Source organism: Bradyrhizobium sp. WBAH42 (genome assembly GCF_024585265.1).
Taxonomy (GTDB): Bacteria; Pseudomonadota; Alphaproteobacteria; order Rhizobiales; family Xanthobacteraceae; genus Bradyrhizobium.
This window is the reverse complement of record NZ_CP036533.1, coordinates 6,327,593-6,353,805: the sequence shown is the minus strand read 5'-3', so window position 1 is coordinate 6,353,805 and position 26,213 is coordinate 6,327,593. Positions and strand designations below refer to the sequence as shown.

The following is a 26,213-nucleotide window of genomic DNA, read 5'->3' as shown; positions in this document are numbered from 1 at the left end:
GTGCATCTAGCGTCGCGCTGACGAAGGACTCCGCGCCCCGTAATTCTGCGGAGTGCTTCCAAGCACGCTACGTAAGCAAATCTTAAGCGGTGCTGCCTAGGGTTGGGAAAGAAATCCTTAAGCGCGTACAACGCGCTAGGTAACCTCCAGGGTGTGATTGATGTCGAATTCCGCTGCCTCGGCTTATGCGCGTGTTGCAACCACCACCGCATCTCCTCGCGACATCGAGGCGCAGACTCTGCTCAAGGCCGCCAACAAGCTCCAGGACGCGGTGAACAACGCCGATCCGCTCAGCGAGCAGACCATGCAGGCCCTGATGTTCAACCGCAAGCTCTGGACCATCTTCCTGAGCGAGGCGATGCGTGACAGCAATCCGCAGCCGATCGACGTCCGGCAGAAGATCGCCAACATCAGCGTGTTCGTGCTGAGCCAGACCGCCGCGCTGCAGATGAGCCCGCAGTTCGATCACTTCCGTCCGCTGATCGAGATCAACCGCAATATCGCGGCAGGCCTGTCCGGACGGCCGTGACCGGATTCGTGATGGTCGCCATCACGAGCACATTGGCGAAAACTCTCAATGTCGGCAGGATCTGATCGCGGCTGGTGGTCTTGCCTCGGCATGCGAACTCCGCGCTGACCGGCGACGGCCAGACGCAGAGCAGAAACTACGGCATCGATCTCGTGATCGTCAGGCGCTGACGTCGGTGCTGAGCGGACGCGAGGGCTCGGACTTCATGTCCAGTGCATGGAAATAGGCACGCCGGCGCAGCATCGCCTCGTCCGGAAACTGGTTCACCACCGTGTCGGTCCTGTCATTGACGACCTGAAAGACGAAGGACGCGGCCGCCTGGTCGAACACGACCTGGCGCGAGATGTTCTCGTGGTTCGGCACATCATTGCGCACCGGCGCGCCGGTATCGGCCGCGGCGACCGTCTGGCTCACCGGAAGATCGGTTTGCACGGCCTCGTTCGCCGCCGCGTTGGACGTCGTCACGATCTGAATGGGGGCCGGGATCCCCACCGGCCTGATGCTGAAATCTGTACTCATGGCAGCCTCCTGGTTGCCTTACGTGAGTCAAATCCCAACCCCTCTAATCGCGCAAGCATGGAACACCAGGACTGAAGACCCGGTAAGGAAACGTGCCTAACCGCGCGACGCCGTGGCCGCGCGGTTTTTCTTAAAATTGTCGGTTGTTCTCGTGCCCGCTCAGAGCGAGCGGCTGACCGCCAGCGGGGTGATATGGCGCGGACCCGGCGCTGCGCGGCGCCCCGCGGCCGTATAGGTGTTCGGCACGTTGCGCTTCTGGATCTCGGCGTTGACGCCGCGCACGACGCTCTCGGACACCGCGTGCGCGGTGGCGAGCACGGTGAGATTGACCTGGAGCATCGCGCGGAACGCATCGTGGTGGCGATGCAGCGTCGAGAGCAGCTCGGGCGCGGACTTCGCGAGTTGCGGCTGGTTGGCCTTCAACTGGCTGACGGCGGCGACGTAGTTGCGCGACAGCTCCTGCTTCTTGCCTTCGAACGACATCGCCTCGCGGACCTTGCCGGCGCGGACGAGCTCGGTCTCGCGCTCGATCAGCGCGAGCAGGGCGTTCATCGCATCCATCAGCTCTTCGGCGAGCTTGCGCGCCTCGCCGCTGATGGGGGCGCTGTTCGGACGCTGGGTCTGCATCGGCTGACGTGAGGCGTTGAAATGGTTCATCTCGTTTGACCTTATGCCGTCCGGATCGTTTTCGCCTGCTGCAGGATGAGGGTACGGTAGACGTCGCTGGCGACGCCGACGCCGCCGGCCTTGGCGAAGTTCTTGGAATATTGCTCGGTCAGCATCGAGCGCCACACGCCGGTGCCGGGCGTGTCGCCGAACGGACCTTCGCCCTTCAGACCCGAGGTCATCTGCGCGAACATGCTGTTGAGGAACATCGCCTCGAAGTCGGTGGCGGTCTTCTGCGCCTTGGCCTGCTGCTGCGGCGAGACCTTTTGGAGTGCAGCGGCGAGCTCGAAGTCCGGCCGGCCGTTGCGGCTCTCGACCGAGAAGGCCGAATTGGTGGCGAGGCGAGGGGTGTTGATCGCGCTGGTCTGCATCACATCACCTCGATATCGGCTTCGATGGCGCCCGCGGCCTTGATCGCCTGGAGGATGCTGATCATGTCGCGGGGGCCGATGCCGAGGCCGTTGAGGCCGTCGACGAGCTGCTGGAGCGAGACGCCGTCCTTGACGAGCGCCAGCTTCTTGCCGTCCTCGGTGACGGTGACACTGCTGCGCGGCGCGACCACGGTGCGGCCGCGCGACAGCGGATTGGGCTGGCTCACCTGCGGGCTCTCGGAGATCGTGACCGTGAGGTTGCCTTGCGCCACCGCGACGGTGGCGACGCGGACGTCGCGGCCCATCACGATGATGCCGCTGCGTTCGTCGATGACGATCTTGGCGGCGAGATCGGGGTCGACCTGGAGCTGCTCGATCTCGGTGAGGAAGGCGACGACGTTGCCCTTGAACTCGGGCGGGATCGACAGCTGCACCGTCGAAGGATCGATCGGCTCGGCGGTCTTGACGCCGAGATAGTCGTTGATTGCGGCCGCGATGCGCTTGGCGGTGGTGAAGTCGGGGTTGCGCAGCGCCAGGCGGACGTTCGGCAACCGGTTGAGTGCGAACTCGATCTCGCGCTCGATGATGGCGCCGTTGGCGATGCGTCCCACGGTCGGCACGCCGCGCACGATCTTGGCGGCCTCGCCCTCGGCCTGGAAGCCGGAGATCGCGAGCGAGCCCTGCGCCACCGCATAGACATTGCCGTCGGCGCCGAGCAGGGGAGTGACCAGCAGGGTGCCGCCCTGCAGATTCTTGGCATCGCCGAGCGCGGAGACGGTGACGTCCATGCGCGTGCCCTGGGTGGCGAAGGCCGGCAGGTTGCCCGTGACCATCACGGCGGCGACGTTGCCGGTGCGGATGGTGGCGCCGCGGATGTTGACGCCCATGCGCTCGAGCATCGCCTGCAGCGACTGCTTGGTGAAGGGGATGTTGTTGAGCGTGTCGCCGGTGCCATTGAGGCCGACGACGAGGCCGTAGCCGATGAGCTGGTTCTGCCGCACGCCCTCGATATTGGCGAGGTCCTTGATGCGCGAGGTCGCCGCCGCCGAGGTGACCGACAGCGCCAGCGCCGACAGCGCGGCGCAGGCCAACCCAACAATCCTCACCCAACGAACGCCTGGCATCTCTGCTCCCCAAGGCCCTCAAGAAAGGCCCCTCAAATCGGAAAGGACTTGCACGACACTCCCATGACGAGCTGGTCCGGCGCTTTCCTTGCGAGCGCTGTGCCAACGCCTGATAGCGAGGGTAGGTGGCTGAATAGGTTGAGTAAATCTGTTTCGACCGGTGTCAGCACTCGTTCGCCCTGAGGAGCGAAACTGCCGCCTGTCGGCAGATTTTGCCGGGCCGTTTACGCACCGTTAACCATAAGACAGCGAAGGTGAGGCATCGATCACCCGGATTCTTTCCGATGCGCATCTACGGACCGAACGGCACCACGCTTGGAGCGCCGGCCAGCCAGGCCAAGCGGACGGGCTCCGGCACCTTCGTGCTGCCCGACACCTCATCGGCGCAGGAGACGCGGAACGCTGCCGCACCGAAGGCCGCCGCCAACATCGATGCGCTGCTGGCGTTGCAGGGTGTCGAGGAGGATCCGGTCGAGCGTCGCAAACGCTCGGTCGCCCGCGGCAGGACTGCGCTCGACGTGCTCGACGATCTCAAGATGGGGCTGCTGTCGGGCAATCTCGACGCCTCGACCGTGATGCGGCTGCGCGATGCCGCGGCGAACCTGAAATCGTCCTCCGGCGATGCCGGTCTTGATGCGGTCCTCTCCGAGATCGAGCTGCGCGTCGAGGTCGAGCTGGCGAAGGCCGGGCAGGGGTAGTCGCGCAGGGTGTCGTCGGCCGGCTTGGCCGGGCGACCCAGTATTCCAAAGAAAGTTGTCATTGAACCGATAGGCCGCGGCGTACTGGATGCCCCGGTCAAGCCGGGGCATGACAGCAAAGTTGGGGCGAAACCGCGCTCCGCTTCCCGCGCGCCTACGCCGCCTCTTCCTTCAACTGCGCATCGTAGCGGCGCTGGGCGGCGAGCACGTCTTTCAGATTCTGCTCGGCCCAATCGCGTAAGGGGTCCACCGCCGCCGCCAGCGTCAGGCCGAGCTGGGTGATCGAATATTCCACCGTCACCGGCACGGTTGCGATGGCACGGCGCCTGATCAGGCCGTCGCGTTCGAGCGACTTGAGAACCTGGCTCAGCATCTTCTGCGAGATGCCTTCAATCGTGCGGCGCAACTGATTGAAACGCATCGGCTCCTCGCGCAGGAGCAAGAGGATCAGCACCGCCCATTTGTCGCCGACGCGATCGAGGATTTGGCGGGTGGGGCAGTTCGCTGCGTAGACGTCGGGTTTCATCGTCGGTCCTCGGAGATCCATACCGTTGCTTGGGGTCCGCATGTCGGTTGTATGCGGATCAGTTACCTCAGCGTAATCAGGTAAGCACAAAGTGCTCTCTTAACACCAGCATTCTTTGCGATATCTAGTCTCCGTTAGTTACTATAGAAGCAAAGGAGCCTTCCATGAAAATCGCAGTCGCTGGCGCCTCGGGCCGGGCGGGTTCGGAGATCACCAAGGAACTGTCCCGCCGCGGCCACGCCATCACGGCCATCGCCCGGAACCCCGAGAAGATCGCGGCCCTGCCGAACGTCACGCCGACCAAGGGAGATGTGCTCGACCAGGCGGGCCTTGCCAAGCTGTGGGCCGGTCACGACGTCGCCGTGAGTTCCGTGCACTTCCTGGCCAGTGATCCGCTCAAGCTGATCGGTGCGGCGAAGGACTCCCAGGTCGGGCGTTACCTCGTGGTGGGCGGCGCCGGCAGCCTCGAGGTTGCCCCGGGCGTGAAGCTGGTCACGACTCCCAATTTTCCAGCCCAATACAAGGCTGAAGCGGAGGCAGGATCGGCCTTCCTCGACCTGCTGCGGCAGGAAAAGGACCTGAACTGGACCTTCATCTCGCCCTCGGCGCTGTTCGTGGAGGGGGAACGCACCGGCAAGTTCCGGCTGGGGACCGATCAGCTTCTCGCAGATGCGAACGGCAAGAGCTGGATCACCTTTGCCGACTACGCCATTGCGCTTGCCGACGAGATCGAACGGCCAGCCCACCTGAAGCAGCGCTTCACGGTCGGCTATTAAGGCCCGCCGTCCGCCTCCGAGCCCTCAGGGATAAACCTTCCTGTGCAAGGGCTTGGGGGCGAGGACCGGGCGGTGAGGGAAATATTGTCTGTCACGGGAGGCCACTATATAAGGCCCGGCTCAACGGACCTCGGTCCGTCCACGAGTCGTTACTTAAGAAGATAGGCCTCCCTTGGAAAAGTTGAAAAACTACCGACCGACCGACAAAGAGCCTTTCATGAACGACCGGCAGAAGGAGTACTTCCGTGTGAAGCTCCTCGCCTGGAAGGATGAGATCCTCAAAGAGTCCAAGCTCACCCTGCAAGCCCTGCAGGAGGAGAACGTCAACCACCCCGATCTCGCCGATCGGGCCTCGTCCGAAACCGACCGTGCCATCGAACTCCGCGCCCGCGACCGCCAGCGCAAATTGATCGCCAAGATCGACGCCGCGCTCCAGCGTATCGAGGACAACACCTACGGCTATTGCGAGGAAACCGGCGAGCCGATCTCGTTGAAGCGGCTCGAGGCTCGGCCAATCGCGACGCTCTCGGTGGAAGCGCAGGAGCGCCACGAGAAACGCGAGAAGGTTTATCGCGACGAATAAGGTCCGAGCCGCAGAGATGCGGCTCTTTGTTTTTGGACGCAAGGCGCCGTTTCGCGCCGTGCTCGGCATATTGCCCGCGGCTTGCCGTCGCGCCGACCATGGCCACGGTGCGATCGCGAAAAGTGAATCGCGATCAACGGGCTAGACTGGATTGCTCCGAGCTCACGTGAGTTCGGATGAGAAACGGCCTTCACTTCAGGTGCGGGAGGTTTTGCGAGTCGCATCAACGAGATCGACTCTGAAGTTGAGACGCTGATCCAGCTGCATCAAGCATCGCTGCAATCAGGCCTGAGCGACGTCTCAAGACGTGTATCCCCATAAAGCCTGGACCAGCTCAATATTTCCTTAAACGCCGGCAACAGGCCGTAGGCTGCCTCGGTCAGCTCGTACTCGACCCTCATCGGCTTCTCCGCGAAGGCAGTGCGCGACACGAGGCCGTCCTGCTCGAGCTCGCGCAGCTGCGTGGAGTCGCCGTCGCAAACGCTGGTCAGGTTTTCCATACCGGTCTCGACATCCATTCTACTTGTCCACCAGGACATAGTGACCAGATGCGTGCTTGAGCAGGGCCACCGAACCAATTTGCCGGCCCGTGCCACGAGGAGAAGCTGGTCATGAGCACTGTTCTGGTCACCGGCGGGTCGGGCTTCGTCGGTATCCATGTCGTCCTGCAACTTCTGGCCGCCGGCCACGCCGTGCGGACGACCGTGCGCCGGGCGGAGCGTCAGGCCGATGTGCTCGCCATGCTGCGCGAGGGCGGGGCAGCAGCGCCCGAGAGCGTGGCCTTCTTCAACGCCGATCTGATCCGGGACGACGGTTGGCAGGCGGCGGTCGCGGGTTGCGATTACGTTCTCCACGTGGCGTCCCCGCTGTCGACCACCGTGCCAACCGACGAGAACGAGATGATCATTCCGGCCCGCGACGGAACGCTCCGGGTGCTCCGGGCCGCGCGCGCAGCCGGCGTCAGGAGGGTCGTCATCACCTCGTCGCTGGGCGCGATCGGCTACGGCCATCCGCCGCGTGACAAGCCGTTCGACGAGACCGAATGGACCAATCTCGCCGCTGTCGACGGCCAACCTTACGTCAAGTCCAAGACGCTGGCCGAGCGAGCGGCCTGGGATTTCGTCGCGCGCGAGGGCGATGGGCTGGAACTGTCGGTGATCAACCCCGCCGGCATTTTCGGGCCCGTGCTGGGGCCGGACTTTTCCGGCTCGATCGAGATCGTCAGGTCGCTGCTCGACGGTGCCATGCCGGCCGTGCCGCGCGTCTATTTCGGCGTGGTCGACGTCCGCGACGTCGCCGAGCTGCACCTGCGGGCGATGACCGCACCGGAGGCGAAAGGCGAGCGTTTCATCGCGGTCTCCGGCGAGACGATGTCGATCCTCGACATCGCCCGCGTGCTGCGGCGGGAACTCGGGCCGCGGGCGCGCCGGGTTCCGCGGCTCCAGGCTCCGGACTGGCTGGTGCGGCTGGCCGCGAGCCGGATTCCGCTGCTGCGTGCGGTCGTGCCGATGCTCGGAAAGGTCAGGCATTCCACCAGCGCCAAGGCCCGGTCGCTGCTCGGCTGGCAGGCGCGCTCCAACAAGGAGGCGATCCTTGCGACCGCCGAGAGCCTGATCCGGCTCGGCCTCGTCAAGAGCTGAGGGACGCCACCTGCGCTTGTCAGGCCGGAGCTGGGATGCTGAAGTGCCGCCTTGGACTGCGTAGCGTGGGAGGCGGCGCCGATGAACAAGACTCTCGAAGCCGCAAAGGCGATCGCGCTGGCGCGCCGCAACCATGCCCCGCTTGCCGCGCTGGAGCGTCCTCCTGCGGACGAAGCCGAGGGCTATCAGGTCCAGCGCACCCTGCACGATCTGCTGTTACCGCATGTCGGCCCGCTCGTCGGCTACAAGATCGGCTGCACCAGCCAGGTGATGCAGGACTATATCGGCATCCCGCACCCTTGCGGCGGCGGCGTGTTCCAGAAGGGCGTCCATGACAGCGGCGCCAAGCTCGCCGCCTCGAATTATGTCCGCGTCGGCGTCGAATGCGAGATCGCGGTGCGGCTGAAGCGGGACCTTGCCGCCGGCGAAGCGCCGTTCACGGCCGAATGGGTCGGCGAGGCGGTCGAGTCCTACCATCCCGCGATCGAGATCGTCGACGACCGCTACGTGAAATGGGAGACGATGGGCGCGCCGACCTTGATCGCCGACGATTTCTTCGCCGCCGGCTGCGTGCTGGGTCCCTCGGTCCCGCGCTCGTCGGTGCCGGACCTGAAGGCGGTCAAAGGCCGCGCCATCGTCAACGGCGAGGAGGTCAGCCACGGCACCGGCGCCGACGTGCTCGGCCATCCCCACAACGCGCTGGCCTGGCTCGCCAACCATCTCGCCGCCGAGGGCAAGGGGCTGCACGCGGCGCAGCTCGTGCTCACCGGCAGCCTGGTGAAGACGCTGTGGCTGAAGGCCGGCGACAAGGTGCGGATGGAGCTGGACGGGCTCGGCGTCGTGGAGGCGGAGTTTACGTAGTGGTCTCTCATCCCGTCATTGCGAGCGAAGCGAAGCAATCCAGAGTCTTTCCGCGGACACATTCCTGGGTTGCTTCGCTTGGCTCGCAATGACGGCGTGCGGGGCACCGTGCCATCCACACCAAAATACATGCGGCCCTCGCCAGGGGAGCTAGCGAGGGCCGCGTAGTACATCGTCGTTCGCGCCTTTAGTTCGCGAGCACGATGTGGGAGCTCTTGAAGAGGCTTAGAAGGGCAGCAGCACGTCCATGACCTGCTGGCCGTAGCGCGGCTGCTGCACGTCGGTGATCTGGCCGCGGCCGCCATAGGCGATGCGGGCCTGGGCGATCTTGGTGGAGTCGATGGTGTTGTCGCTCTGGATGTCCTCGGGGCGGACGATGCCGGCGACGATCAGCTCGCGAATTTCGAAGTTGACGCGGATCTCCTGCTTGCCTTCGACGACCAAATTGCCGTTCGGCAGCACCTGGGTCACCACGGCGGCGACGTTGGTCTGCAGGGCTTCCTTGCGGTCGACGCTGCCCTTGCCCTCGCTCGACGAGGTCGAGTCCGCGGTCAGGACCCGGCCCGGCAGGATCTTGTTGGCCTGGGTGATCGTCTGGGCGCCAATGAAGTTGGTGATTCCCGAATCTTCCTTGTTGGTGCGGCTGCGCGAGGTGTCGTTCTCGATGTTGGCCTTGTCGGTGATGTTCACGGTCACGGTGAGGAGATCGCCGACCTGGCGGGCGCGCTGGTCCTTGAAGAAGGCGCGGCTGCCGTTGCGCCACAGCGAGTTCGGATTGTAGGAGGCCACCTCGGGCTTTGGCATCGGCATCTGCACCGGCTTGTAGCCGGGCTGCGTGGTCGGATTGTCGATGGCCGACAGCTTTGGCTGCTCGCCGATCTGCGACAGGCGGTCGATCGAGGAGCAGCCGCTCGCCAATGCGCAAGTCGCCAGCAGCAGGGCGGAGATCGCGATGCGACGAAGGCGGGAGGCCGAACTGAACGTGGACATGAATCTACTCTGACTTGGCTGGAGCCTGCGAGAGGCGAACTTGCGGAATCTGGGCTTGGGCGATCTCGGCCGTGGGCGTCTGGATCAGGCTCTGCGCCAGGGCCGCGGCCGCCGGCACGTTGTCGCGCTTGACCGACGAGGTCTGCTCGACCGCCGGCGCCGACTGGCTGGCGCCCTGGACGGTCACCTGGCCGCGGCCGGTGACTACGCCGGTCAGCGTGCGCTTGGACTGCAGATTGAGCACGCTGACGGTGTCGCCCTCGGCGCCGCTCTCGATCGCCTTGCCGCGCGTGGTGAGATAGAGGCCGGGCACCTGGTAGATGATGGTGACGGCCTGATCGCGCACCACGAAGTCGGGTCTGACGAGGTCGGCGGCGCGGATCGGCGTACCCGCGCGCATTCCTCGGCGCAGCTGCATGCCGATGCTGCGGTCGCGCGAGGCGGGCTCGCCGGCGACCTCGGCCTTCGGCCGGCGCTCCAACGACAGGTCGGAGGATTTGAGGAGCTCGGCGCGGTCGATGTCGCGGGTCAGCACGGCCACCTCCACCGTCTCGATCGCGATGCCCGTGAAGCGCAGCTTGGTCGGCGCGGCATTGCCGTCGTTGGCGATCTCGAAGGCGATGTCGAAACGGCCGCTGCGGGCATCATAACGGGTTGCGACCGGCTGCAGCGCGCCGCTGTTGGAGGCGTCCAGCCGCATCTCGGCGACGCTGCGGTCGAACGTGATGGTGAGGTTGGCGGCGTCTCCGAGGCCGAAGCGGCGCTCGAGCGCCGCGGCGACCGCGTTTTCGATATCCTTGCTCGCGAGGGTGCGGGCGAGGCGGGTGACCTGGACCTCCTTGATGTCGCCGGTCATGACGCCGATCACCTGCTTGGCGCGCAGCACCGACAGCACCTGGCCGACCGTCAGCGTGCCGGTGGTGCCGAGATCGGGCGAGCGGTAGACCGGGATCAGCGCGGCGGATCCGGCGTTGTCGATGAGATCGCCGACCCGCACCACGTCCGAGGTCACCGTGACGCTTGCGCGCAGCGTCGGCGCGGCGATGAAATCGTCGGCGGCCGCTGCCGGCAAGGCCAGCGCGAGAAGGGTCGAGATCGTGGCGAGGGTGGCGCGGATCATCGTCATCACCTCAGCGGAACAGTGCCGTCGTCGATTGCATCATCTGGTCGGCGGCGCTGATCACCTTGGCGTTCATCTCGTAAGCGCGCTGGGCGGCGATCAGGTCGCTCATCTCCGAGACGACGTCGACATTGGCCTGCTCGAGGCTGCCTTGCGTGATCTTGCCGTAGCCCTCGGAGTTCGCGGTGCCGTCCTGCGGCGCGCCGGACGAGGGCGTCTCGGTGAATTGGTTGTTGCCGACCGGCTGCAGGCCCGCCTTGTTGATGAAGCGGGTGATGCCGATCTGGCCGACGATCGAGGAGGTCGACGAGCCCGGCAGCGTCACCGAGACCTGGCCCTGCTCGCTCACGCTGATGCCCGAGGCATTGTTCGGGATGGTGATGGTGGGCTGCACCGGGTTGCCCTGCGCGGTGACGACGCGGCCCTGATTGTCCATCTGGAAGGTGCCGTCGCGGGTGTACTGGAAGGTGCCGTCGGGCATCAGGATCTTGAAGAAGCCCTCGCCCGAGACGGCGAGATCGAGGTCGTTGCCGGTCTGCGACAGCGTGCCCTGCGTCATGCTGCGCGGGGTGCCGACGGTCTTGACGCCGCCGCCGATGTCGACGCCGACCGGCAGGATGGTGCCTTGGTCCGACGATTGGGCGCCGACGCGGCGGACGTGCTCGTAGATCAGGTCCTGGAATGCCGCCGTCTGCTTCTTGAAGCCGGTGGTGCGGAGGTTGGCGATGTTGTTGGAGATCACCTGAACGTTGAGTTCCTGTGCCGCCATTCCGGTCGCTGCGGTGTGAAGCGCCTGCATCTCAGTTCTCCTTCAATCAGGCCGGAACGTCGGCGAGCTTGTCGATCGCCGATTTGTGGAGGTCGCTCTGCTGCTGCAGCAGGTTGGCGATCGCGGTGTAGCTGCGCATCACCTCGACCATGCGGGTCATCTCGCCGACCGCGTTCACGTTCGACTTCTCGATGTAACCCTGCTGCAGTGTGGACTTGGCGTCGGCCTGCTGGTTTGCCGAGCCGGCGGCATAGAGATTGGCGCCGAGCTTGGTCAGCCTGGCCGGATCGTCGAACGACACCATGCGGATCTTGCCGCGGATCGAGTCGGTCTTCGCCGTACCCTCGAGCACCGTGACGGTGCCGTCGGGCGCGACGTTGATGTCGTGGTCGGTCGGCTGGAAGGTGATCGGGCCGGCATTGCCGAGCACGAGATTGCCGTCGGCGGTGACGAGCTGGCCGGTGCTGTTGAGCGAGAACTTGCCGTCGCGGGTATAGAGCTCGCCGCCATTGGCCTGCACCGCGAAATAGGCTCCGCCGTTGATCGCGACGTCGAGCGGATTGTTGGTGGCCTCCATCGGCCCCTGGCCGATGTCGCGGAAGGTGCCGCGGTCCTGGACATAGGAGACCCGGCGGTCGCGACCGATGAAATTGTCCTCACGCGCGTTCGAGTTCAGATACTCCTCGAACAGCGAATGGTCGGCCTTGAAGCCGTTGGTGTTGGCATTGGCGACGTTGTTGGCGATGACATCCATCTGCCGCTCCAACGTCATCTGCCGTGACAAGCCGATCAGAAGCGCGTTCTGCATCGGAAATCTCCCCTGAGCGGATCTGCCATTTCGCTCTCCCAAGCGCCTTGGCGGATCCCGTGACCGAGACCGTCGGTTCTCCCAAACCGTGTGGTCTCGGCCCTTCCTCAGCGAAAGCCGTGCCAACCAAAAAAGGTAAGTATTATCAATATCCTGTCGATTTTTGAGGGGCGCTAACGGGCGGCAGAAAGGTTCTGTTAGCCATGTTTGCCCGGCAGATTTTTCCTAGCAAAGGCCCAATCGAAAGATTCCGTTAACCATTATTACCGTAGCGTTTGCGCATCAGAGGAGCGCATTGCGCTGGGGGCATTCGTATCGCGTCATTGTCTGCCAGGAGGCTTCGCTCTTTCGACCCCTTTGAGAGATGAACGGGCGCGGCGACCATGGCAGAGAATGACGAAGGCGGCGCAGCCGCTGATGGCGCGGAAGCCGCTCCGCCGAAGAACAAGCTCAAGCTCATCATCATGGTCGTCGGCGCGCTCGCCGTCCTCGGCGGCGGCGCTGCGACCTGGTTCTTCTTCTTCCGTCATGGCGGCGACGAGCATCATGCCGAGGCCGCGCCGCCGCCGAAGCCGCCGGCCTTCGTCGACGTCCCCGACATGATGGTCAACCTTGCCGGCGCGCCGGGCGAGCGCGTGCAATATCTGCGGCTGAAGATCGTGCTGGAGCTGAAGGAAGAGAAGCAGATCGAGGCGATCAAGCCGACGATGCCGCGTGTCACCGACATCTTCCAGACCTATGTGCGCGAGCTGCGCCCGTCCGACCTCAACGGTTCGGCCGGCATCTTCCGCCTCAAGGAGGAGCTGACCAAGCGCGTCAACGCGGCGGTCGCCCCGGTCCAGGTCAGCGCGGTGCTGTTCAAGGAAGTCGTGGTCCAGTGAGCATGACGGACTAGGGATCATGGCGGGCAACGACCAAGTCGACCAGGATGCAATTGCCGCCCAGTGGGAGGCCTCGCTCGATAGCGAGGATCCCGCCGAGGCGGCAAAGGCTGCCGCAGAGAACGAATTGTCCGAGACCATGGCCCTGCAATGGGCGGCCATGGTCGAGGACGGCAGCCGCGATCTCGGCAGCGGCAAGAATTCCGGCGAGCGTGTGCTGTCGCAGGAGGAGATCGACAATCTCCTCGGCTTCACCGTCGGCGACGTCACGCTCGACGACCATTCCGGCATTCGCGCGATCATCGATTCGGCGATGGTCTCCTACGAGCGCCTGCCGATGCTCGAAATCGTCTTCGACCGCCTGGTGCGGTTGATGACGACGTCGTTGCGCAATTTCACCTCCGACAACGTCGAAGTCTCGCTCGACCGCATCACCTCGGTGCGCTTCGGCGACTACATGAACTCGATCCCGCTGCCCGCCGTCCTCACCGTGTTCAAGGCCGAGGAGTGGGAGAACTTTGGCATGGCGACGGTCGATTCCAACCTGATCTATTCGATGATCGACGTGCTGCTCGGTGGCCGACGCGGCACCAGCCAGCTGCGCATCGAGGGCCGGCCCTACACCACGATCGAGACCGAGCTGGTCAAGCGGCTGGTCGAGGTGGTGCTGGCCGACGCCGAGCAGGCGTTCCGGCCGTTGTCGCCGGTGACCTTCACGATCGACCGGCTCGAGACCAATCCACGTTTCGCCGCGATCAGCCGTCCCGCCAACGCCGCGATCCTGGTGCGCCTGCGCATCGACATGGAAGACCGCGGCGGCAACGTCGAGCTGCTGCTGCCCTACGCGACCATCGAGCCGATCCGGGGCGTCCTGCTCCAGATGTTCATGGGCGAAAAGTTCGGCCGCGACCCGGTCTGGGAGGGCCATTTCGCCACCGAGATCGTGCAGGCCGAGATCGCGGTCGACGCCGTGCTCTACGAGGCCGACATTCCGCTCAAGCAACTCATGCGGCTCAAGGTCGGCGACACGCTGCCGCTGGACATGCGCGCCGACGCCAACGTCACCGTGCGCTGCGGCGACGTCACGCTGACCGAGGGGCGGATGGGCCGGGTCGGCGACCGTGTCGCGATCCGTGTGACGAAACCCTTGCGCAAGCCAAGTACGACACTTGCGATGTTCGAGAAGGTTGACGAGCAGAACAAGATGATGGAGGCCCCATGAACCACTCCCTGGGAATGGCGATCGAGACGCTGGTGGCTATCCTGCTGATGCTGACGATCGTCTACTGCGTCATGCTCAACAAGCGCCTGACGCGGCTGAAGGCGGACGAGCATTCGCTGAAGGCCGTCATCGGCGAGCTGATCACCGCGACCGAGATCGCCGAGCGCGCGATCGGCGGGCTGAAGCTCGCCGTGCGCGACGTCAACGAGAACCTCGGCAGCCAGCTCGCCGCCGCGACGCAGATGTCGGACCAGCTCTACAAGCAGCTCGGCGAGGCCGACAACGTGGTGCGGCGCCTGTCCAAGATCGCGATCGCGGCGCGTCCCGTCACCAATCCGGAGACGGTCGCCGCGCCCGCGGCCAAGCCGTCGACCGCGAAGGCGGTGGCGGCCGCCGCCGAAGCCTTCTCCGAGCGCCGACGATCCAACGGCCTTGCCGCATGAAGCCTGGGTATGAAGTCCTTTCGTAACATCCGCGTCATTCCGGTCGTCCTCGTCGCCGTCGCAGGCCTCGCCACGCTGAAGGTGGTGGGCCTCGCGATCAACGGCGGCTATGTCTTCGACTACAAGCCGAACCAGACCAAGAAATCCTGGGCGCAGGAGAACCTGAATTTCCCCGGCCGCGAGGAGCCGGAAATCATCACCGGCTCGACCCATGGCGCGCCGAAGGAGGCGCCGAAGCCCGCCGCGCCCGAGACCAAGCCCGAGGGCACCGTGGTCAAGGTTGAGGAGGGCCAGCCGCAGGTCTCGGCCTCCGAGCGTGCGATCCTGGAACGGTTGCAGGCGCGGCGGCAGGAGATCGAGGCCCGCCAGCGCGAGATCGATATCCGCGAAAGCCTGCTCAAGTCGGCCGAGAAGCGCATCGAGGGCAAGGTCGAGGAGATGAAGGCGGTGGAAACCCGCATCTCCGCGACGCAGGCCGAGCAGAAGGCCGCCGAAGCCCAGCGCATGAAGGGCCTCGTGACCATGTATGAGGGCATGAAGCCGAAGGATGCCGCGCGGGTGTTCGACCGGCTCGAAATGGGCGTGCTGATCGAGATCGCCTCGGCCATCGCGCCGCGCAAGATGTCGGACATCCTGGGGCTGATGTCGTCCGAGGCCGCCGAGCGCCTGACCGTCGAGATGGCCCGCCGCGCCAACGGCGGCGGCGACCAGTCCGCCTCGGCGGGCGAATTGCCCAAGATCGACGGCAAGCCGACGCAAAAGCCGAACTGAGGGCTCGAGGCGAAGCGCGCTTTCGATTCGCGCGTTGTCGCGCGGTCGTTGGACTGGAGCCCAGCGAGACGCCTCGTGCGCTTAATTCGCGAAGGCCTGTTGCGCCCTGCGAACAGGCGGGCGCAACTGCTGCTCCACCCGAGCGAGGATATTGACCTGCTGCCTGATCAGCGCCCCCTTCGAGACGCGGGTCACGAGCTGCAGGGTGCTGTGGCAACAGGCGCACTCATATGTCTTCAGGGCATATCCTCTGGCGATCGGGACGATCGCGACGACCGCTCTTGCCCTGCTACACACAATGCAACCGGCTTCTCCGCTCATTGATTACCCCCAGAGCTAACCAATGCGATTTGCATCGCCGAGAGTCACATCTGATTCAGAGTCGCGCGCCAACCGCAACGAGCCGAAGGTTGTGAGTGCGCACGCTCGGCAACTCGACAAGGTGGAAATCAGAATCCCGTGCCGGATGCAGCCGGAGCAGGCGGCATCCTCTGGGACTGCGATGAGTTGACGCGCGCAGGTGTGAAGTGGCGTACAGTGGCGCTCAAGGCGCCGTCCTACGCTTCGGCCATTCGCAGTCGGCAGCGCAGGAGGAGGCGATGAACTACTCGTCCGCAGCAGAGCGCGTCATCGAGGCCGTCAACCGCCTGCTCACAGCGGCGATGACATCCGCATGGACATCCGCGCTGAGCCATCAGCATGCGGCGCCGCCGGATGGCGAGGCCGGCAGCGACGATGAATCTTCTCTCGGCGAAGAGAGCGCCTCGGCGCCCGATGGCGCCGGGAACCAGCACTGAAGACGCCATTGGCCCGGCGGCGTCACACGATCAAATCGTGCAAGCCGTGGCCGTGAGCTGCAACTGGCCCATGAGGCGGATCAACATCGGGCGGAGATAGTTCAGGCGTGAACGCCAGTTCGGACCCGGGGCCTCCTCCGGCCTGGTCGTGATGACCGGCAAGGTCTATGAGATGATCCGGCACCACGCTGTGCTGTGAGCCCTGCGAAGCGTTATCCTTGAAATGGAATGAGTCGCCGAGCTGCTGCGTCTCGCTTGCAGGCGGGTGGCCGTTGCCTCCGGTCGATGACTTCGAAAGGCCTGGGTTGAGCGCCATGTCTGCAGTTTCATTGCTGCTACGACCGTGGGCATGAGCTGCCTGCTCGGCGCTTCCCGGGGGAGAGACGCCGTGATGTCCAGCATCGCTCCCGAGCGCAAGCCCGCGGCCGGCGTGCTGTTCGGCGGCAAGATGACCAAAGTTCAGCGCGTCGATGGCAATGTCAGCCATCTGGCCACCCCCAATCGCGCCATTCTTGCCAGCCGCCGAGGCTGTGTCGAAGCCCGTGAAGTGGAAGACGAAGCTGGCTTCCGTCGGTGCGGCGACGGACTGCAACGTCGTAGACGGTCCGCTGGCGGAAGGAGCTACCGCATCAATGAGGGACGTTTCAGTCGCGGCCGTTTGCATCGGATCCGAACTGGAGATGCTGGAATAGTCAGTTCCTCCGATCTGGTCCGAAGTTGAATTCAGGCTGTAGGTCGGCTCGCTTGACTGGATTGCCGGGCCCCCGGCTGCGAGAAGCGTGGCGTCGTCGCTTCCGGAATCCGACGAGATCTCGGCAGTGGTCGTCATGACCGCGGCCGCATCACTCTGCAGGGGTGCGGTGAGGTCGGAGAGCTCGCTGGCCGCCGCGATCACGGGTGCGGCCCCCGGCGCCAGGATGAAGTCCGAGGCGTCGACGGTTGCAATCCCCTGCAAATGGATTTCGAGCAGACTGGAATCGCCGATGTGCAGGGTCTGGTCGGTTGGATTGACGTACACGATGGTTTCATTCGCCGCGCTGTCATAGATCCAGGCGATCGTACGTGCGGGCACCGCCGTGCTGGTCGAGCTCAACGCCAGGATGGCAAACCCAAGCGCGCCAAAGGCGGTCAGGTCGATCTTGTCCGATCCCGACGCGAAGTCGGTGATGGTGTCGAACTGACGCGTGTTGGAATCGGCGACGAACAAATATGCGAAACGGTCGTTCCCATTGCTGCCGGTGAGTTGGTCCGCACCAAATCCGCCGGTTATGGTATCGGCGCCGTTGTTGCCGTTGATCGTGTCGTTTCCCGAGCCGCCGTAGATAAAGTCATCGCCGTCATTGCCCTTGATCGTGTCATTGCCGGAGCCGCTGTAGAGAACGTCCGCTTTGCCGGTCCCGTTGACCGTATCGCTGCCGGCCCCCGCATAGATGACCTGACCTGTGCTGCCGCCGCCGGCAATGGTTTCGCTCCCCGGCGTTCCGTACACGTTCGGGGGATCGCTTATCACGATGGAGCCGGTGGCCAGGTTGTCGAAATCGTTGGGGTCCGCATCGCTGGCGCCATGAATGGCGACGGTCACCGTCTGCGTCGTACCGTCGATCGCAGTGACCGTGAATGTGTCGGTCAAGGTGTCGCCGACATCGAGAGCCTGAACCACGCCGTTGTTGTTGTCGAGCGTGTAAGTCCACACGCCGGCCGCGGTCATCGTGAAGGTGCCGTATCCGTCGTCGCTCGCGGTCGGCGAAGAGACCGCGGTGAACGTATTCGGCGCGTTGTCGACGTCTGTATCGGTCAGCGTGCCGGTCGCAATGGGTGCGCCGGGCGAGAAGGTTCCTGCCTCGGTCACCGAGCCGGTCGTGGTGCCGGAAATCAGGGCTGCGTCGTTGCTGCCGAAAATGGTGATCGTCACCGTCTGCGGCGTGCCGTCGAGGCTGGTGACGGTGAAACTGTCGGTGAGTGTATCGCCGACATTGAGCGCCTGCACCGCGCCGCTCGCATTGTCGAGTGTGTAGGTCCACGCGCCGGCCGCGGTGATCGTATAGGCACCATAACCGCCCGAGCTCGCCTTGGGCGAGCTCACTGCCGTGAAGGTATTGGACGCATTGTCGACGTCGGCGGCCACGAGCGTGCCCGTTGCGCTCGGCGCGCCGGGTTGGGAGTTGGCAACGCCTCCGGCCTCGGTCACCGATCCGGCGGCTGTGCCGGAAATCACGGCAGCATCGTTGCTGCCGTGGATGGTAATCGTCACCACTTGGGCGGTTCCGTCCAGAGTGGTCACCGTAAAGCTGTCGGTTAATGTCTCGCCGGCATTGAGCGCCTGCACCGCGCTGTTGGCGTTGTCGAGCGTGTAGGTCCAGACGCCCGCTGCCGTGATGGTGAACGTGCCGTAGCCGGCCGCGCTCGCGGTTGGCGAGCCGACTGCCGTGAATGCATTTGCGGTCGTGTCGACGTCGGTGTCGATGAGCGTGCCGGTCGCGGCAGGCGTACCGGGATTCGCATTGGCGATGCCGCCAGCCTCGATGACGGCGCCGGTCGTGTCGCCGGAGATGACCGCTGCATCATTGGCTCCGTGGATGGTGATCGTCACCACCTGAGGGGTGCCTCCGATCGTGGTCACCGTGAAGCTGTCGGTTAGCGTTTCGCCGGCATTGAGCCTCTGCACAGCCGGGGAGGCGTCGTTCAAGGTGTAGGTCCACACGCCGGAGGCCGTCATGGTGAAGGTGCCGTAGCCGCCGGCGCTCGCTTTTGGGGAGCTCACTGCGGTGAAGGTATTGGGCGGATCGTCGACGTCCGTGTCCGTGAGGGTGCCGGTCGCAACCGGCATGCCAGGCGTTCCGTTGGCGATGCCGCCAGCCTCGATCGTAGACCCTGTCGTGGTGCCGGAGATGATTGCGGCGTCGTTGACACCGTTGATGGCGATGGTGAAGGTCTGGCTGATAGAGGTAACTCCGTTGGAGGCGGTGATAACGAAGTCGTCTGTCGTGGGCGCCTTCAGCGCGTTGATTGCGGCATCGTCAGGCTCGAACCTGTAGGCGCCGCTCGTGCTGTTGACGTAGAGCACCCCATAGGGGCTCGCCTTCGACAAATCGTATGTCACTCCGCCGAGGACCGTATTGGTGGAAATCGCCCCGACGACGCCAAAGCTCAGCTGGCCGCCGCCGGTGCCGCTGTTGGCACTGAAGGTTCCTGTCGTCGCAGCGAAAGTATCGAAGACCACCGTGTCGAGCTCAATTGGCCCAGCCCCGGTGCTGAGACTCGGTGGTACAGGTTCAAGAGGCGCCAGGGTGATGAACGGCAGCGTACTCGGCGTAAGCTGCAGCGCAGGCGCATCCGGCTGAATGAAATTGATCGGCTGCAGTGACTGGGATTTGACGAAGGGAGGCGTGCTTGAGCCATGCGGCCCCTGTCCTCCGAGATTGGCGAGCACGTCCTGTTGCGCGGCGTGCAATTCGTCCATGCGAGCGGACGTGTTCGTGACCTGATTGACACTGATGCTGGAGCCCACCTTCTTGAGTATGATCGTCTCGCCCGGATCTTCGACGATGATACGCCGTGGGATCGGCTCCTTGGTCACGAGCTCGAATGCGCCATGCGCAAGGTCCTTGTAAGTGATGGAGTCCTCGTCCAGGAGCGTGACGTCCGGGTCAGCGGCTTCGGCATTTCGTCCGAGCGAGAAAGTCAATGCTGCAAGCGTCAGCATTCCCGAGCCGCCCGCGTGCCCTCGGGCGCGAATGCCTGCAACCGACGTGTTCAGCTGGAGAGGCCGGGTCTCTGCCACCCGGCCTGGTGCGGAAGTGAAGCTCCCTCGGGTCTCGTCGAACAGGGCTGCAGGTAGCTCGCCTTCGAACACGAATTCGCTCAGCGAGACGCGAGTGCCGCGGGAGATATTGAAGGAAGTCCCGTCGATGAAGCGAACCGTGATCTGTCCGTCGGCATCGGTCTCGATCACGTCAGTCCGGTAGACAGGCGCGCCAGCTACGGCCTGCGTGGTGATGCCACTGGCTCGCGTGAGCGTACCGCAACCGATCACTGTCTGAATATGGCCGATGATTTGGACGGGCAAGGCCATTGCAGGCCCGGTACCAACCTGGATGTCGGATGCTGACATGGCTCGACCTCGCCTGGGTGATCGATTCAGGCTCGGCGTGCTGCCACGGTCTTTTTGGGGCGGCCCTCGCCAAGGGACAAATATCCTGGGCGCTGGCAGCCGAAGGCTTGCCCGCCGAAATCATCAAGTCTGCTATCGAGAGATGCATTGCGCGGCGACGGTGACGCGTACCGCCATTCGCGCACCACTCCCGCCAAAGTGATTAAATTGACAAACGAGACGTATTTAATTTGTGGCATTTTCCTAGCGCGGCGATAAAGTAGGCCGGTTAACCAAATTAAACAAGAATTATGTTCGTTGTGATTGCGCTTCGCGGTTCGAAAATGAGCCGCCGAAAGCGACAGGATCTCTCGAGAAAGGGGGGATCATGTGTAGACTTAAAATAACTGCTATGGCGGCGGGCCTGGTCTTGGCGCTGTTAAATCTCTTGCCGAGTGCGGCTCGAGCACAAATCGATCCCGCCGGGCCCGCCGTCGCCAGTTCGTCGTCCAAACCGATTGGCAAGGTGGTGGCGGCCACAGGCACTGTCACGATCGAACACGTGGGCGCAGTGATCGTTCAGGCGAATGTCTCAGGTGAGCCCGGTCGCGCCAAGACGGGTGATCTCGTCTATCTCGGTGACGTGGTGCTGACCGGGGCCGACAGCCGAGTCGGAATAAACTTCAGCGACGGCAGCTCGTTCAATCTATCGAGCAACGCCCGTATTGTGCTGGATCAGTATGTGTATGAGCCGGCCGGCAGGTCCAATGCGGCCCTGTTCAGTCTCGCCAAGGGAACGTTCACTTTCGTTGCGGGCAATGTTGCGAAGACCGGCGACATGAAGGTCGATACGCCCGTTGCCACGTTGGGAATCCGAGGTACGACGCCGCACATCGAGCTTTCGGAGGACGGGTCAGCCAAATTTTCGACGCTGATCGAGGAGGGCAAAAGCAAGCGCCTGAAGAAGCCGCCCGCAGGCGCGGCGCCGGAGCCCGATCGAAGCGCCAATCGCTGGCCCAATATCTGTCGGGGGTGCTGAGACGTTGCTTGGCCGAAGCCGCCCTGATGCCGGCCAGAGTCGGCTCGGCAGAGAGACAAGATGAGTGCTTCGGTCGCCTGGGGATTTGACGCCTGGTGTGAAAATGACCGCTCGACCCAGTGCCATCAGGGCAGTGATGCTCTTTCTCATCGTTGGACTGGTCGGTTCGTCGGGCTTGGCGCAGACGCCGAAGAAGGGCAGCTCACTCAAGAATATCGAACTGTGTAACGGGTCGGATCGCCTCTCGCCCGAAGCTCGGATCGATGCCTGCACGGCGTTTATCGATGCGGGCGAGGGGAGCGCAAACGGCTTCGCCGTCGCCCACAACAACAGGGGCAATGCCCGTAGCGCCAAAGCCGACTACGGCGGCGCGATCAAGGATTTCCTTGAAGCGACCCGGCTCAACCCGAATTATGCGAAAGCCTTCAACAACCTCGGCGTGGCCTATCTGAGGACGGGCTCGCACGACCTCGCTCTTGGCGCTTTTCAGGAGGCGCTGAAGCTCAACCCCGACTATGCCACGGCTTTTGCCAACCGTGCGGCAGCGTACTTGAAGAGGAATGCGTACGACCGTGCCGCGCAGGACTATGACGAAGCAATTCGCCTTGACCCGAAGCTGGAGGCGGCGTGGAGCGGACGCTGCTGGGCCCGAGCCGTCCTCGGCGCCTTGCAGGCTGCGATGGAGGACTGCGACATGGTGCTTCGATCGGGAGCGGCCAACGCCGCGACATACGATTCGCGAGCCCTGATAAATCTGAAAATGGGACAACTCTCCGCGGCCATCGACGACTACAATGCAGCGCTGCGGTACGCGCCCAAGCTGGCGAGCGCGCTGTACGGTCGCGGGCTGGCCAGATTCAAGCTCGGCGACACGGATGGCGGCAATAGCGATATCTCGGCGGCCAGGAGAATCGAGGATGGAATCGCCGAAGACTTTGTCCGCTATGGGGTGCCGTCAAGCGACTGACGACCGCGACGGCACTGTCGTGCAGCCGTTAACAACTGCTTAACCGCCTGCGTCTCAAATTCAAACTGGCGGATCGGGCCCCGCTCGACCCGGCGGCGTGCTGTTCCCAGCGCAAATCAAGAGATAGCATTAACAAGTCCTTAATTGGCGAGACCTACAGTCGACGGCACCGCCGGCGCCATGCCGGCATGACCGCCGAACCGGAAGAAATACCGCCAATGGCGCGAAAGGCTGCCGCTGGATTTGTGTCGCGAGCCCGCGCTTCGGCGCGAGGCTTGGCGCGCCATGTCCGCAAGGCTTCTTTGCTGGCGGCCTGTGTCCTGATTGGCCTCGGTGCGCCGGTCCGGGCGGCCGATCCGATCAGGGGCGAGGCGACGTTTTCAGCCGGTGGCGGCTTTGCCCGTCTCGTCATCAAGCTCGGCGAGGACGTTCCCTCCGAGGTGACCACCGCAGGCTCCATCCTCATCATCCGCTTCGACCGGCCCGTCGATGTTCCCGTCGACCGCGTGCCGGAAGGCGCGCCCGATTACGTCAACTCCGCCCGCCGCGACCCTGACGGCGGCGCCATTCGCCTGTCGCTGGCGCGGCGCGTCACCGTCAACACCATGAACGCCGGCGAGCGCACCTTCGTCGACCTGCTGCCCGAGGGCTGGAAGGGGCCGCCGCCGAGCCTGCCCATGGACGTGGTCAAGGAACTCGCGGAGCGGGCACGCGCGGCCGAGCGTGCGCTGCGCGCCCAGCGCGCGGCTGCGGAGGCCAAGAAGCGTCCGCAGATCCGCGTCCGTGCCTCGGTGCAGCCGACTTTCGTGCGCTTCGTGTTCGAGATGCCCGACGGGGTCGGCGTCTCCTCCGTGCTCAACGAGCAGAAGCTCACGCTCGTCTTTAACGCCAATCTCAATTTCGACCTGGCGGACGCAGTGGTCGCCGCGCCGCCGAACGTCGCCTCGATCAAGCAGAAATCCGATATCGACCAGACCAATGTCGAGATCGCGCTGATCGGCGATTCCGACGTGCATTCGTTCCGCGACGAGAAGAACTATGTCGTCGACGTCTCCTTCCAGCCCGACAAGAGCAAGTCGGCTGCGACGCCCGAGGCGACGATCGCGCAGATGAAGCCGGCCGGTCACGGGCCGGCAGCTAGCCCTGCGCCCGCGCCCGAAAAGCCCGCCGCCGAGAAAAAGGACGCCCACCGCGAGATCGCGCCGCCGACCTCCGAGACGATCGCGCGCGAGGCGAAGATCGACGTCAAGCCGGAGGTGAAGGTGGAAGCGCCCGCCGCGCTGCCGCCCGCCGAAGCGCCGAAACCGGCAGCCCCTCCCGCGGCAGAAGCGGCGCAGGCTCCTGAGGGGCCCAAGGAGGCTGCGAAGCCGGCGCCGCCTGCGCCGGCGGCTGCGCCTGTCGAAGCGCCCAAGGAGATCGCGAAGGAACCGGCCAAGGATGCCGCCACGGATGTCGCCAAGGCCGCGCCGGCGCCGGTCGCGCCCGCGATTGCCGGCGTCGATGCACGCCGCGACAGCGACGGCCTGCGCGTGACGTTCCCGCTTCAGGTCGCAACGCCGGCGGCAGCGTTCCGCCGCGGCGACACCGTGTGGCTGGTGTTCGACACGCCGAAGCCCGTCGATGTCGAGGCGATCCGCACCAAGGGCGGCGCGATGATCGGCGAGGTCGGCCGCATCCCGCTCGACAAGGGGCAGGCGGTACGCATCCGTCTCACCCGTCCGCTGGTATATTCGCTGACGAGCGAGGAGGTCGGCAAGGAGACCAACTGGATGTTGACGCTCGCCGACAAGATCCAGGCGACGCCGCTGCCGCTGATGATGTCGCGCAACATCACCGATCCCGCGCTCGCCAACATCGCGATCCCGTTCGCCAATCCGGGCCAGCTGCACAAGCTCACCGATCCCGACGCCGGCGACACGCTCTATGTCGTCACCGGGCAGCGGCCGGTGCGCGGCTTCATCAAGCGGCAGGACCTCGTCGATCTCTCGCTGCTGGAATCCGCGCACGGCATCGCGATCCGGCCGAACTCCGACGAGATCGGCGTCGAGGTCGGCACCGACAAGGTGATACTCGGCAAGAAGGGTGGCTTGACGCTGTCGCCGGTCGACATCTCGGCCGAGCGGGCGCCGACCGCGGTGCGCCCGATCTTCAGTCCCGAAGGCTGGCGCAAGGGTCAGTCGGAAAACTTCATGACGCGCCAGAGCGAGCTGATGACGGCGATCTCGGCGGTCGAGCCGGCGCTGCGTTCGCTGCCGCGGCTCGATCTTGCGCAATTCTACATGTCGCGCGCCATGTATCACGAGGCCAAGGCCGTGACCGACGTGATGCTGAGCGATCCCCTCAACAAGGAGGAGAGCGGTGCGCTGATCATGCATGCGATCGCCAGCATCCTGATCGGCCGGACCGCGCAGGGCCTGAAGGATCTCGCCAATCCTGCGATCGGCAACAGCCACGATTCCCAGCTCTGGAAGGCGCTCGCCTATGCGCGCCAGGGCAAATGGGCCGATGCGCGCGAGAAGTTCAAGAACGTCGAATTCGCCATCGCCTCGCTGCCGCTCGACATCCAGCGCATCGTGACGATGGACGCGATGCGCGCATCCCTCGAGGTGAAGGACTATGCCGGCGCCTCCAAGCGCCGCAGCGAGCTCGAGGTGGTCGGTGTCCCGCCCGAGGCCGCGCCGGGCTTCGCCGTGCTGCGCGGCCGGCTCGCCGAGGCGCTCGGCCACGACAAGGATGCGCTCGACGATTACAAGTTCGCGGTCGCCTCGAACGACCGTCCGGCTGCGGCTGAGGCCAAGCAGCTCGAGGTCGCGCTGCGCCAGAAGCGCGACGAGATCGGCAAGGAAGAGGCGCTGCGCGAGCTCGAGACGCTGTCGATGACCTGGCGCGGCGACGCGATCGAGGTCAAGACGCTGCAGATGCTCTCGCGCCTCTATGCCGAGAACGGACGCTACCGCGATGCGCTCACCGCCGCGCGCACCGCGACCAGGCTCCAGCCGAACGCGGAAGCCTCGCGTCAGGCGCAGGATCTTGCCTCCGAGCTGTTCACGCAGATCTTCCTCGGGCCGAAGGGCGACGAGCTGCCGCCGGTCGAGGCGCTCGGGATGTTCTACGAATTCCGCGAGCAGACGCCGATCGGCCGCCGCGGCGACGAGCTGATCCGCCGGCTCGCCGACCGTCTTGCCGCGATCGATCTGCTCGACCAGGCCGCCGAGCTCCTGCAATACCAGGTCGATCATCGCCTCGAAGGCGCCGCACGCGCCCAGGTCGCCGCGCGCCTTGCCATGATCTATCTCGCCAACCGCAAGCCCGACATGGCGATCACCGCGCTGCGCGCGAGCCGCATCAGCGATCTCTCCGGGGAGCTCCGGCAGCAGCGCCTGCTGCTGGAGGCGCGCGCGCAGAGCGACGTCGGCCGTCACGATCTCGCGCTCGACATCGTCTCCAACGTCGCCGGGCGGGAGGTGCTCCGCCTGCGCTCCGACATCTTCTGGGCGGCGCGGCGCTGGCGCGAGTCCGCCGAACAGATCGAGCTCTATTACGGTGACCGCTTCCGCGACTTCAAGCCGCTCAATGCGGTCGAGAAGAGCGACATCATCCGCGCCGCCGTCGGCTACGCACTCGCCGACGACTCGATCGGCCTGTCGCGCTTCCGCGAGAAATACGCCCCGCTGATGAGCGAGAGCGCTGACCGTCTCGCCTTCGACATTGCGAGCAAGCCGGCCGCAGCCTCCAGCGCCGAATTCGCCGAGATCGCCAAGCTCGCCGCCAGCGTCGACACGCTCGACGGTTTCCTGCGCGAGATGAAGCAGCGCTTCCCCGACGCCACGGCGCGCGCACCCGGCGCTCCGCAGGCCAAGGACACGAGCGACCACACCGGCTCGCTGCCCACGATCCCGGTTGTCCGGCAGATCAAGATGACGCGGTAGAGCTCGCTACCGCCCGAGGCGCGGCCCGCGACGGTTCCACGATCTCGTCATTGCGAGCGTAGCGAAGCAATCCAGCGTCGTTCCGCCGAGGCAG

Annotated in this window: 26 protein-coding genes; 15 read left to right on the top strand and 11 right to left on the bottom strand. The window is 64.8% G+C overall.

What is annotated here, in order from left to right; all coding sequences use genetic code 11:
* Positions 1–160: 160 nt before the first annotated feature.
* Positions 161–529, top strand: coding sequence for a flagellar biosynthesis regulator FlaF (gene flaF, locus DCG74_RS30085; RefSeq protein ID WP_018642830.1), 369 nt, complete (start codon positions 161–163; stop codon positions 527–529).
* 159 nt (positions 530–688) lie between these two features.
* Here flaF and DCG74_RS30080 read toward each other — a convergent pair whose 3' ends face one another.
* The 4 genes from DCG74_RS30080 to DCG74_RS30065 all read right to left on the bottom strand — a co-directional run bounded on the left by DCG74_RS30080 (position 689) and on the right by DCG74_RS30065 (position 3,209).
* Complete coding sequence (locus DCG74_RS30080; protein WP_172782863.1) at positions 689–1,048, bottom strand: hypothetical protein; 360 nt, start codon at positions 1,046–1,048, stop codon at positions 689–691.
* 159 nt (positions 1,049–1,207) lie between these two features.
* Positions 1,208–1,705 carry a hypothetical protein gene (locus tag DCG74_RS30075; protein ID WP_172782864.1) on the bottom strand — a complete coding sequence of 166 codons (498 nt, stop codon included), beginning with the start codon at positions 1,703–1,705 and terminating at the stop codon, positions 1,208–1,210.
* An 11-nt stretch (positions 1,706–1,716) separates the two neighbouring features.
* A complete protein-coding gene (gene flgJ / locus DCG74_RS30070; RefSeq protein ID WP_172782865.1) occupies positions 1,717–2,085 on the bottom strand; it encodes a flagellar assembly peptidoglycan hydrolase FlgJ in 369 nt (122 codons plus the stop codon).
* Positions 2,085–3,209, bottom strand: a complete 1,125-nt coding sequence (locus DCG74_RS30065; protein WP_036027924.1) for a flagellar basal body P-ring protein FlgI — start codon at positions 3,207–3,209, stop codon at positions 2,085–2,087. The genes flgJ and DCG74_RS30065 overlap by 1 nt, the downstream gene beginning before the upstream one ends.
* Positions 3,210–3,493: 284 nt before the next feature.
* On the opposite strand from DCG74_RS30065, the gene DCG74_RS30060 reads away from it, so the two are divergent.
* The gene (locus tag DCG74_RS30060) at positions 3,494–3,907 is read left to right on the top strand and encodes a flagellar assembly protein FliX (RefSeq protein WP_172782866.1); all 414 of its coding nucleotides are present in this window, start codon (positions 3,494–3,496) and stop codon (positions 3,905–3,907) included.
* Positions 3,908–4,061: 154 nt separating this feature from the next.
* Here the strand turns inward: DCG74_RS30060 and DCG74_RS30055 are convergent, their stop codons facing one another.
* Positions 4,062–4,433, bottom strand: a complete 372-nt coding sequence (locus tag DCG74_RS30055) for a helix-turn-helix domain-containing protein (RefSeq protein WP_025037390.1) — start codon at positions 4,431–4,433, stop codon at positions 4,062–4,064.
* Positions 4,434–4,597: 164 nt separating this feature from the next.
* Here DCG74_RS30055 and DCG74_RS30050 point away from each other — a divergent pair, with 164 nt between their 5' ends.
* Both DCG74_RS30050 and dksA read left to right on the top strand, forming a co-directional pair.
* Positions 4,598–5,209 (top strand): NAD(P)-dependent oxidoreductase, encoded by a 612-nt coding sequence (locus DCG74_RS30050; protein WP_172782867.1) that lies wholly within the window; start codon positions 4,598–4,600, stop codon positions 5,207–5,209.
* Positions 5,210–5,426: 217 nt separating this feature from the next.
* Positions 5,427–5,792, top strand: coding sequence for an RNA polymerase-binding protein DksA (dksA, locus tag DCG74_RS30045; protein ID WP_246571501.1), 366 nt, complete (start codon positions 5,427–5,429; stop codon positions 5,790–5,792).
* 266 nt (positions 5,793–6,058) lie between these two features.
* Here dksA and DCG74_RS30040 read toward each other — a convergent pair whose 3' ends face one another.
* Positions 6,059–6,310, bottom strand: coding sequence for a helix-turn-helix domain-containing protein (locus DCG74_RS30040; protein WP_172782869.1), 252 nt, complete (start codon positions 6,308–6,310; stop codon positions 6,059–6,061).
* A gap of 93 nt (positions 6,311–6,403) precedes the next feature.
* On the opposite strand from DCG74_RS30040, the gene DCG74_RS30035 reads away from it, so the two are divergent.
* Both DCG74_RS30035 and DCG74_RS30030 read left to right on the top strand, forming a co-directional pair.
* Entirely contained in the window at positions 6,404–7,432 is a 1,029-nt protein-coding gene (locus DCG74_RS30035; protein WP_172782870.1) for an aldehyde reductase, read from the top strand.
* Positions 7,433–7,513: 81 nt separating this feature from the next.
* Entirely contained in the window at positions 7,514–8,293 is a 780-nt protein-coding gene (locus DCG74_RS30030; protein WP_172782871.1) for a 2-keto-4-pentenoate hydratase, read from the top strand.
* Positions 8,294–8,518: 225 nt separating this feature from the next.
* Here DCG74_RS30030 and flgH read toward each other — a convergent pair whose 3' ends face one another.
* Genes flgH through flgF form a run of 4 tightly spaced genes read right to left on the bottom strand, consistent with a single transcriptional unit; the run spans position 8,519 to position 11,980 of the window.
* Positions 8,519–9,283: a flagellar basal body L-ring protein FlgH gene (flgH, locus tag DCG74_RS30025; protein WP_172782872.1), complete on the bottom strand. Its 765-nt coding sequence runs from the start codon at positions 9,281–9,283 to the stop codon at positions 8,519–8,521.
* Positions 9,284–9,287: 4 nt separating this feature from the next.
* Entirely contained in the window at positions 9,288–10,403 is a 1,116-nt protein-coding gene (gene flgA / locus DCG74_RS30020) for a flagellar basal body P-ring formation chaperone FlgA (RefSeq protein ID WP_172782873.1), read from the bottom strand.
* A gap of 10 nt (positions 10,404–10,413) precedes the next feature.
* Positions 10,414–11,202: a flagellar basal-body rod protein FlgG gene (flgG, locus tag DCG74_RS30015; RefSeq protein ID WP_172782874.1), complete on the bottom strand. Its 789-nt coding sequence runs from the start codon at positions 11,200–11,202 to the stop codon at positions 10,414–10,416.
* Positions 11,203–11,218: 16 nt separating this feature from the next.
* Positions 11,219–11,980 carry a flagellar basal-body rod protein FlgF gene (flgF, locus tag DCG74_RS30010; RefSeq protein WP_172782875.1) on the bottom strand — a complete coding sequence of 254 codons (762 nt, stop codon included), beginning with the start codon at positions 11,978–11,980 and terminating at the stop codon, positions 11,219–11,221.
* A gap of 383 nt (positions 11,981–12,363) precedes the next feature.
* Between flgF and fliL the strand changes: the two genes are divergently transcribed.
* The 5 genes from fliL to DCG74_RS29985 all read left to right on the top strand — a co-directional run bounded on the left by fliL (position 12,364) and on the right by DCG74_RS29985 (position 16,094).
* Positions 12,364–12,861 carry a flagellar basal body-associated protein FliL gene (fliL, locus tag DCG74_RS30005; RefSeq protein WP_172782876.1) on the top strand — a complete coding sequence of 166 codons (498 nt, stop codon included), beginning with the start codon at positions 12,364–12,366 and terminating at the stop codon, positions 12,859–12,861.
* A 19-nt stretch (positions 12,862–12,880) separates the two neighbouring features.
* A complete protein-coding gene (gene fliM / locus DCG74_RS30000; RefSeq protein WP_172782877.1) occupies positions 12,881–14,083 on the top strand; it encodes a flagellar motor switch protein FliM in 1,203 nt (400 codons plus the stop codon).
* Positions 14,080–14,526 (top strand): DUF6468 domain-containing protein, encoded by a 447-nt coding sequence (locus tag DCG74_RS29995; protein ID WP_172782878.1) that lies wholly within the window; start codon positions 14,080–14,082, stop codon positions 14,524–14,526. The genes fliM and DCG74_RS29995 overlap by 4 nt, the downstream gene beginning before the upstream one ends.
* Positions 14,527–14,535: 9 nt before the next feature.
* On the top strand, positions 14,536–15,297 hold the full coding sequence (locus DCG74_RS29990) for a MotE family protein (protein WP_172782879.1): 762 nt from the start codon (positions 14,536–14,538) through the stop codon (positions 15,295–15,297).
* Positions 15,298–15,896: 599 nt separating this feature from the next.
* Positions 15,897–16,094 carry a hypothetical protein gene (locus DCG74_RS29985; RefSeq protein ID WP_172782880.1) on the top strand — a complete coding sequence of 66 codons (198 nt, stop codon included), beginning with the start codon at positions 15,897–15,899 and terminating at the stop codon, positions 16,092–16,094.
* 22 nt (positions 16,095–16,116) lie between these two features.
* Here DCG74_RS29985 and DCG74_RS29980 read toward each other — a convergent pair whose 3' ends face one another.
* Positions 16,117–20,205 carry a VCBS domain-containing protein gene (locus DCG74_RS29980; RefSeq protein WP_246708685.1) on the bottom strand — a complete coding sequence of 1,363 codons (4,089 nt, stop codon included), beginning with the start codon at positions 20,203–20,205 and terminating at the stop codon, positions 16,117–16,119.
* On the opposite strand from DCG74_RS29980, the gene DCG74_RS29975 reads away from it, so the two are divergent.
* The 4 genes from DCG74_RS29975 to DCG74_RS29960 all read left to right on the top strand — a co-directional run bounded on the left by DCG74_RS29975 (position 20,196) and on the right by DCG74_RS29960 (position 26,119).
* Positions 20,196–20,369: a hypothetical protein gene (locus tag DCG74_RS29975; RefSeq protein ID WP_172782881.1), complete on the top strand. Its 174-nt coding sequence runs from the start codon at positions 20,196–20,198 to the stop codon at positions 20,367–20,369. The genes DCG74_RS29980 and DCG74_RS29975 overlap by 10 nt on opposite strands.
* A 227-nt stretch (positions 20,370–20,596) precedes the next feature.
* Complete coding sequence (locus DCG74_RS29970; RefSeq protein WP_246708686.1) at positions 20,597–21,223, top strand: FecR domain-containing protein; 627 nt, start codon at positions 20,597–20,599, stop codon at positions 21,221–21,223.
* Positions 21,224–21,359: 136 nt separating this feature from the next.
* Complete coding sequence (locus DCG74_RS29965; RefSeq protein ID WP_246708687.1) at positions 21,360–22,190, top strand: tetratricopeptide repeat protein; 831 nt, start codon at positions 21,360–21,362, stop codon at positions 22,188–22,190.
* A gap of 218 nt (positions 22,191–22,408) precedes the next feature.
* Positions 22,409–26,119, top strand: a complete 3,711-nt coding sequence (locus DCG74_RS29960) for a tetratricopeptide repeat protein (RefSeq protein WP_172782884.1) — start codon at positions 22,409–22,411, stop codon at positions 26,117–26,119.
* The last annotated feature ends 94 nt before the right edge of the window (positions 26,120–26,213 follow it).

Excerpts from the sequence above, each read along its gene's own strand:
- flaF (WP_018642830.1), top strand. The coding sequence starts at position 161 with ATGTCGAATTCCGCTGCCTCGGCTTATGCGCGTGTTGCAACCACCACC.
- DCG74_RS30080 (WP_172782863.1), bottom strand. The coding sequence starts at position 1,048 with ATGAGTACAGATTTCAGCATCAGGCCGGTGGGGATCCCGGCCCCCATT.
- DCG74_RS30075 (WP_172782864.1), bottom strand. The coding sequence starts at position 1,705 with ATGAACCATTTCAACGCCTCACGTCAGCCGATGCAGACCCAGCGTCCG.
- flgJ (WP_172782865.1), bottom strand. The coding sequence starts at position 2,085 with ATGCAGACCAGCGCGATCAACACCCCTCGCCTCGCCACCAATTCGGCC.
- DCG74_RS30065 (WP_036027924.1), bottom strand. The coding sequence starts at position 3,209 with ATGCCAGGCGTTCGTTGGGTGAGGATTGTTGGGTTGGCCTGCGCCGCG.
- DCG74_RS30060 (WP_172782866.1), top strand. The coding sequence starts at position 3,494 with ATGCGCATCTACGGACCGAACGGCACCACGCTTGGAGCGCCGGCCAGC.
- DCG74_RS30055 (WP_025037390.1), bottom strand. The coding sequence starts at position 4,433 with ATGAAACCCGACGTCTACGCAGCGAACTGCCCCACCCGCCAAATCCTC.
- DCG74_RS30050 (WP_172782867.1), top strand. The coding sequence starts at position 4,598 with ATGAAAATCGCAGTCGCTGGCGCCTCGGGCCGGGCGGGTTCGGAGATC.
- dksA (WP_246571501.1), top strand. The coding sequence starts at position 5,427 with ATGAACGACCGGCAGAAGGAGTACTTCCGTGTGAAGCTCCTCGCCTGG.
- DCG74_RS30040 (WP_172782869.1), bottom strand. The coding sequence starts at position 6,310 with ATGGATGTCGAGACCGGTATGGAAAACCTGACCAGCGTTTGCGACGGC.
- DCG74_RS30035 (WP_172782870.1), top strand. The coding sequence starts at position 6,404 with ATGAGCACTGTTCTGGTCACCGGCGGGTCGGGCTTCGTCGGTATCCAT.
- DCG74_RS30030 (WP_172782871.1), top strand. The coding sequence starts at position 7,514 with ATGAACAAGACTCTCGAAGCCGCAAAGGCGATCGCGCTGGCGCGCCGC.
- flgH (WP_172782872.1), bottom strand. The coding sequence starts at position 9,283 with ATGTCCACGTTCAGTTCGGCCTCCCGCCTTCGTCGCATCGCGATCTCC.
- flgA (WP_172782873.1), bottom strand. The coding sequence starts at position 10,403 with ATGATCCGCGCCACCCTCGCCACGATCTCGACCCTTCTCGCGCTGGCC.
- flgG (WP_172782874.1), bottom strand. The coding sequence starts at position 11,202 with ATGCAGGCGCTTCACACCGCAGCGACCGGAATGGCGGCACAGGAACTC.
- flgF (WP_172782875.1), bottom strand. The coding sequence starts at position 11,980 with ATGCAGAACGCGCTTCTGATCGGCTTGTCACGGCAGATGACGTTGGAG.
- fliL (WP_172782876.1), top strand. The coding sequence starts at position 12,364 with ATGGCAGAGAATGACGAAGGCGGCGCAGCCGCTGATGGCGCGGAAGCC.
- fliM (WP_172782877.1), top strand. The coding sequence starts at position 12,881 with ATGGCGGGCAACGACCAAGTCGACCAGGATGCAATTGCCGCCCAGTGG.
- DCG74_RS29995 (WP_172782878.1), top strand. The coding sequence starts at position 14,080 with ATGAACCACTCCCTGGGAATGGCGATCGAGACGCTGGTGGCTATCCTG.
- DCG74_RS29990 (WP_172782879.1), top strand. The coding sequence starts at position 14,536 with ATGAAGTCCTTTCGTAACATCCGCGTCATTCCGGTCGTCCTCGTCGCC.
- DCG74_RS29985 (WP_172782880.1), top strand. The coding sequence starts at position 15,897 with ATGAACTACTCGTCCGCAGCAGAGCGCGTCATCGAGGCCGTCAACCGC.
- DCG74_RS29975 (WP_172782881.1), top strand. The coding sequence starts at position 20,196 with ATGCTGACATGGCTCGACCTCGCCTGGGTGATCGATTCAGGCTCGGCG.
- DCG74_RS29980 (WP_246708685.1), bottom strand. The coding sequence starts at position 20,205 with ATGTCAGCATCCGACATCCAGGTTGGTACCGGGCCTGCAATGGCCTTG.
- DCG74_RS29970 (WP_246708686.1), top strand. The coding sequence starts at position 20,597 with ATGGCGGCGGGCCTGGTCTTGGCGCTGTTAAATCTCTTGCCGAGTGCG.
- DCG74_RS29965 (WP_246708687.1), top strand. The coding sequence starts at position 21,360 with ATGCTCTTTCTCATCGTTGGACTGGTCGGTTCGTCGGGCTTGGCGCAG.
- DCG74_RS29960 (WP_172782884.1), top strand. The coding sequence starts at position 22,409 with ATGGCGCGAAAGGCTGCCGCTGGATTTGTGTCGCGAGCCCGCGCTTCG.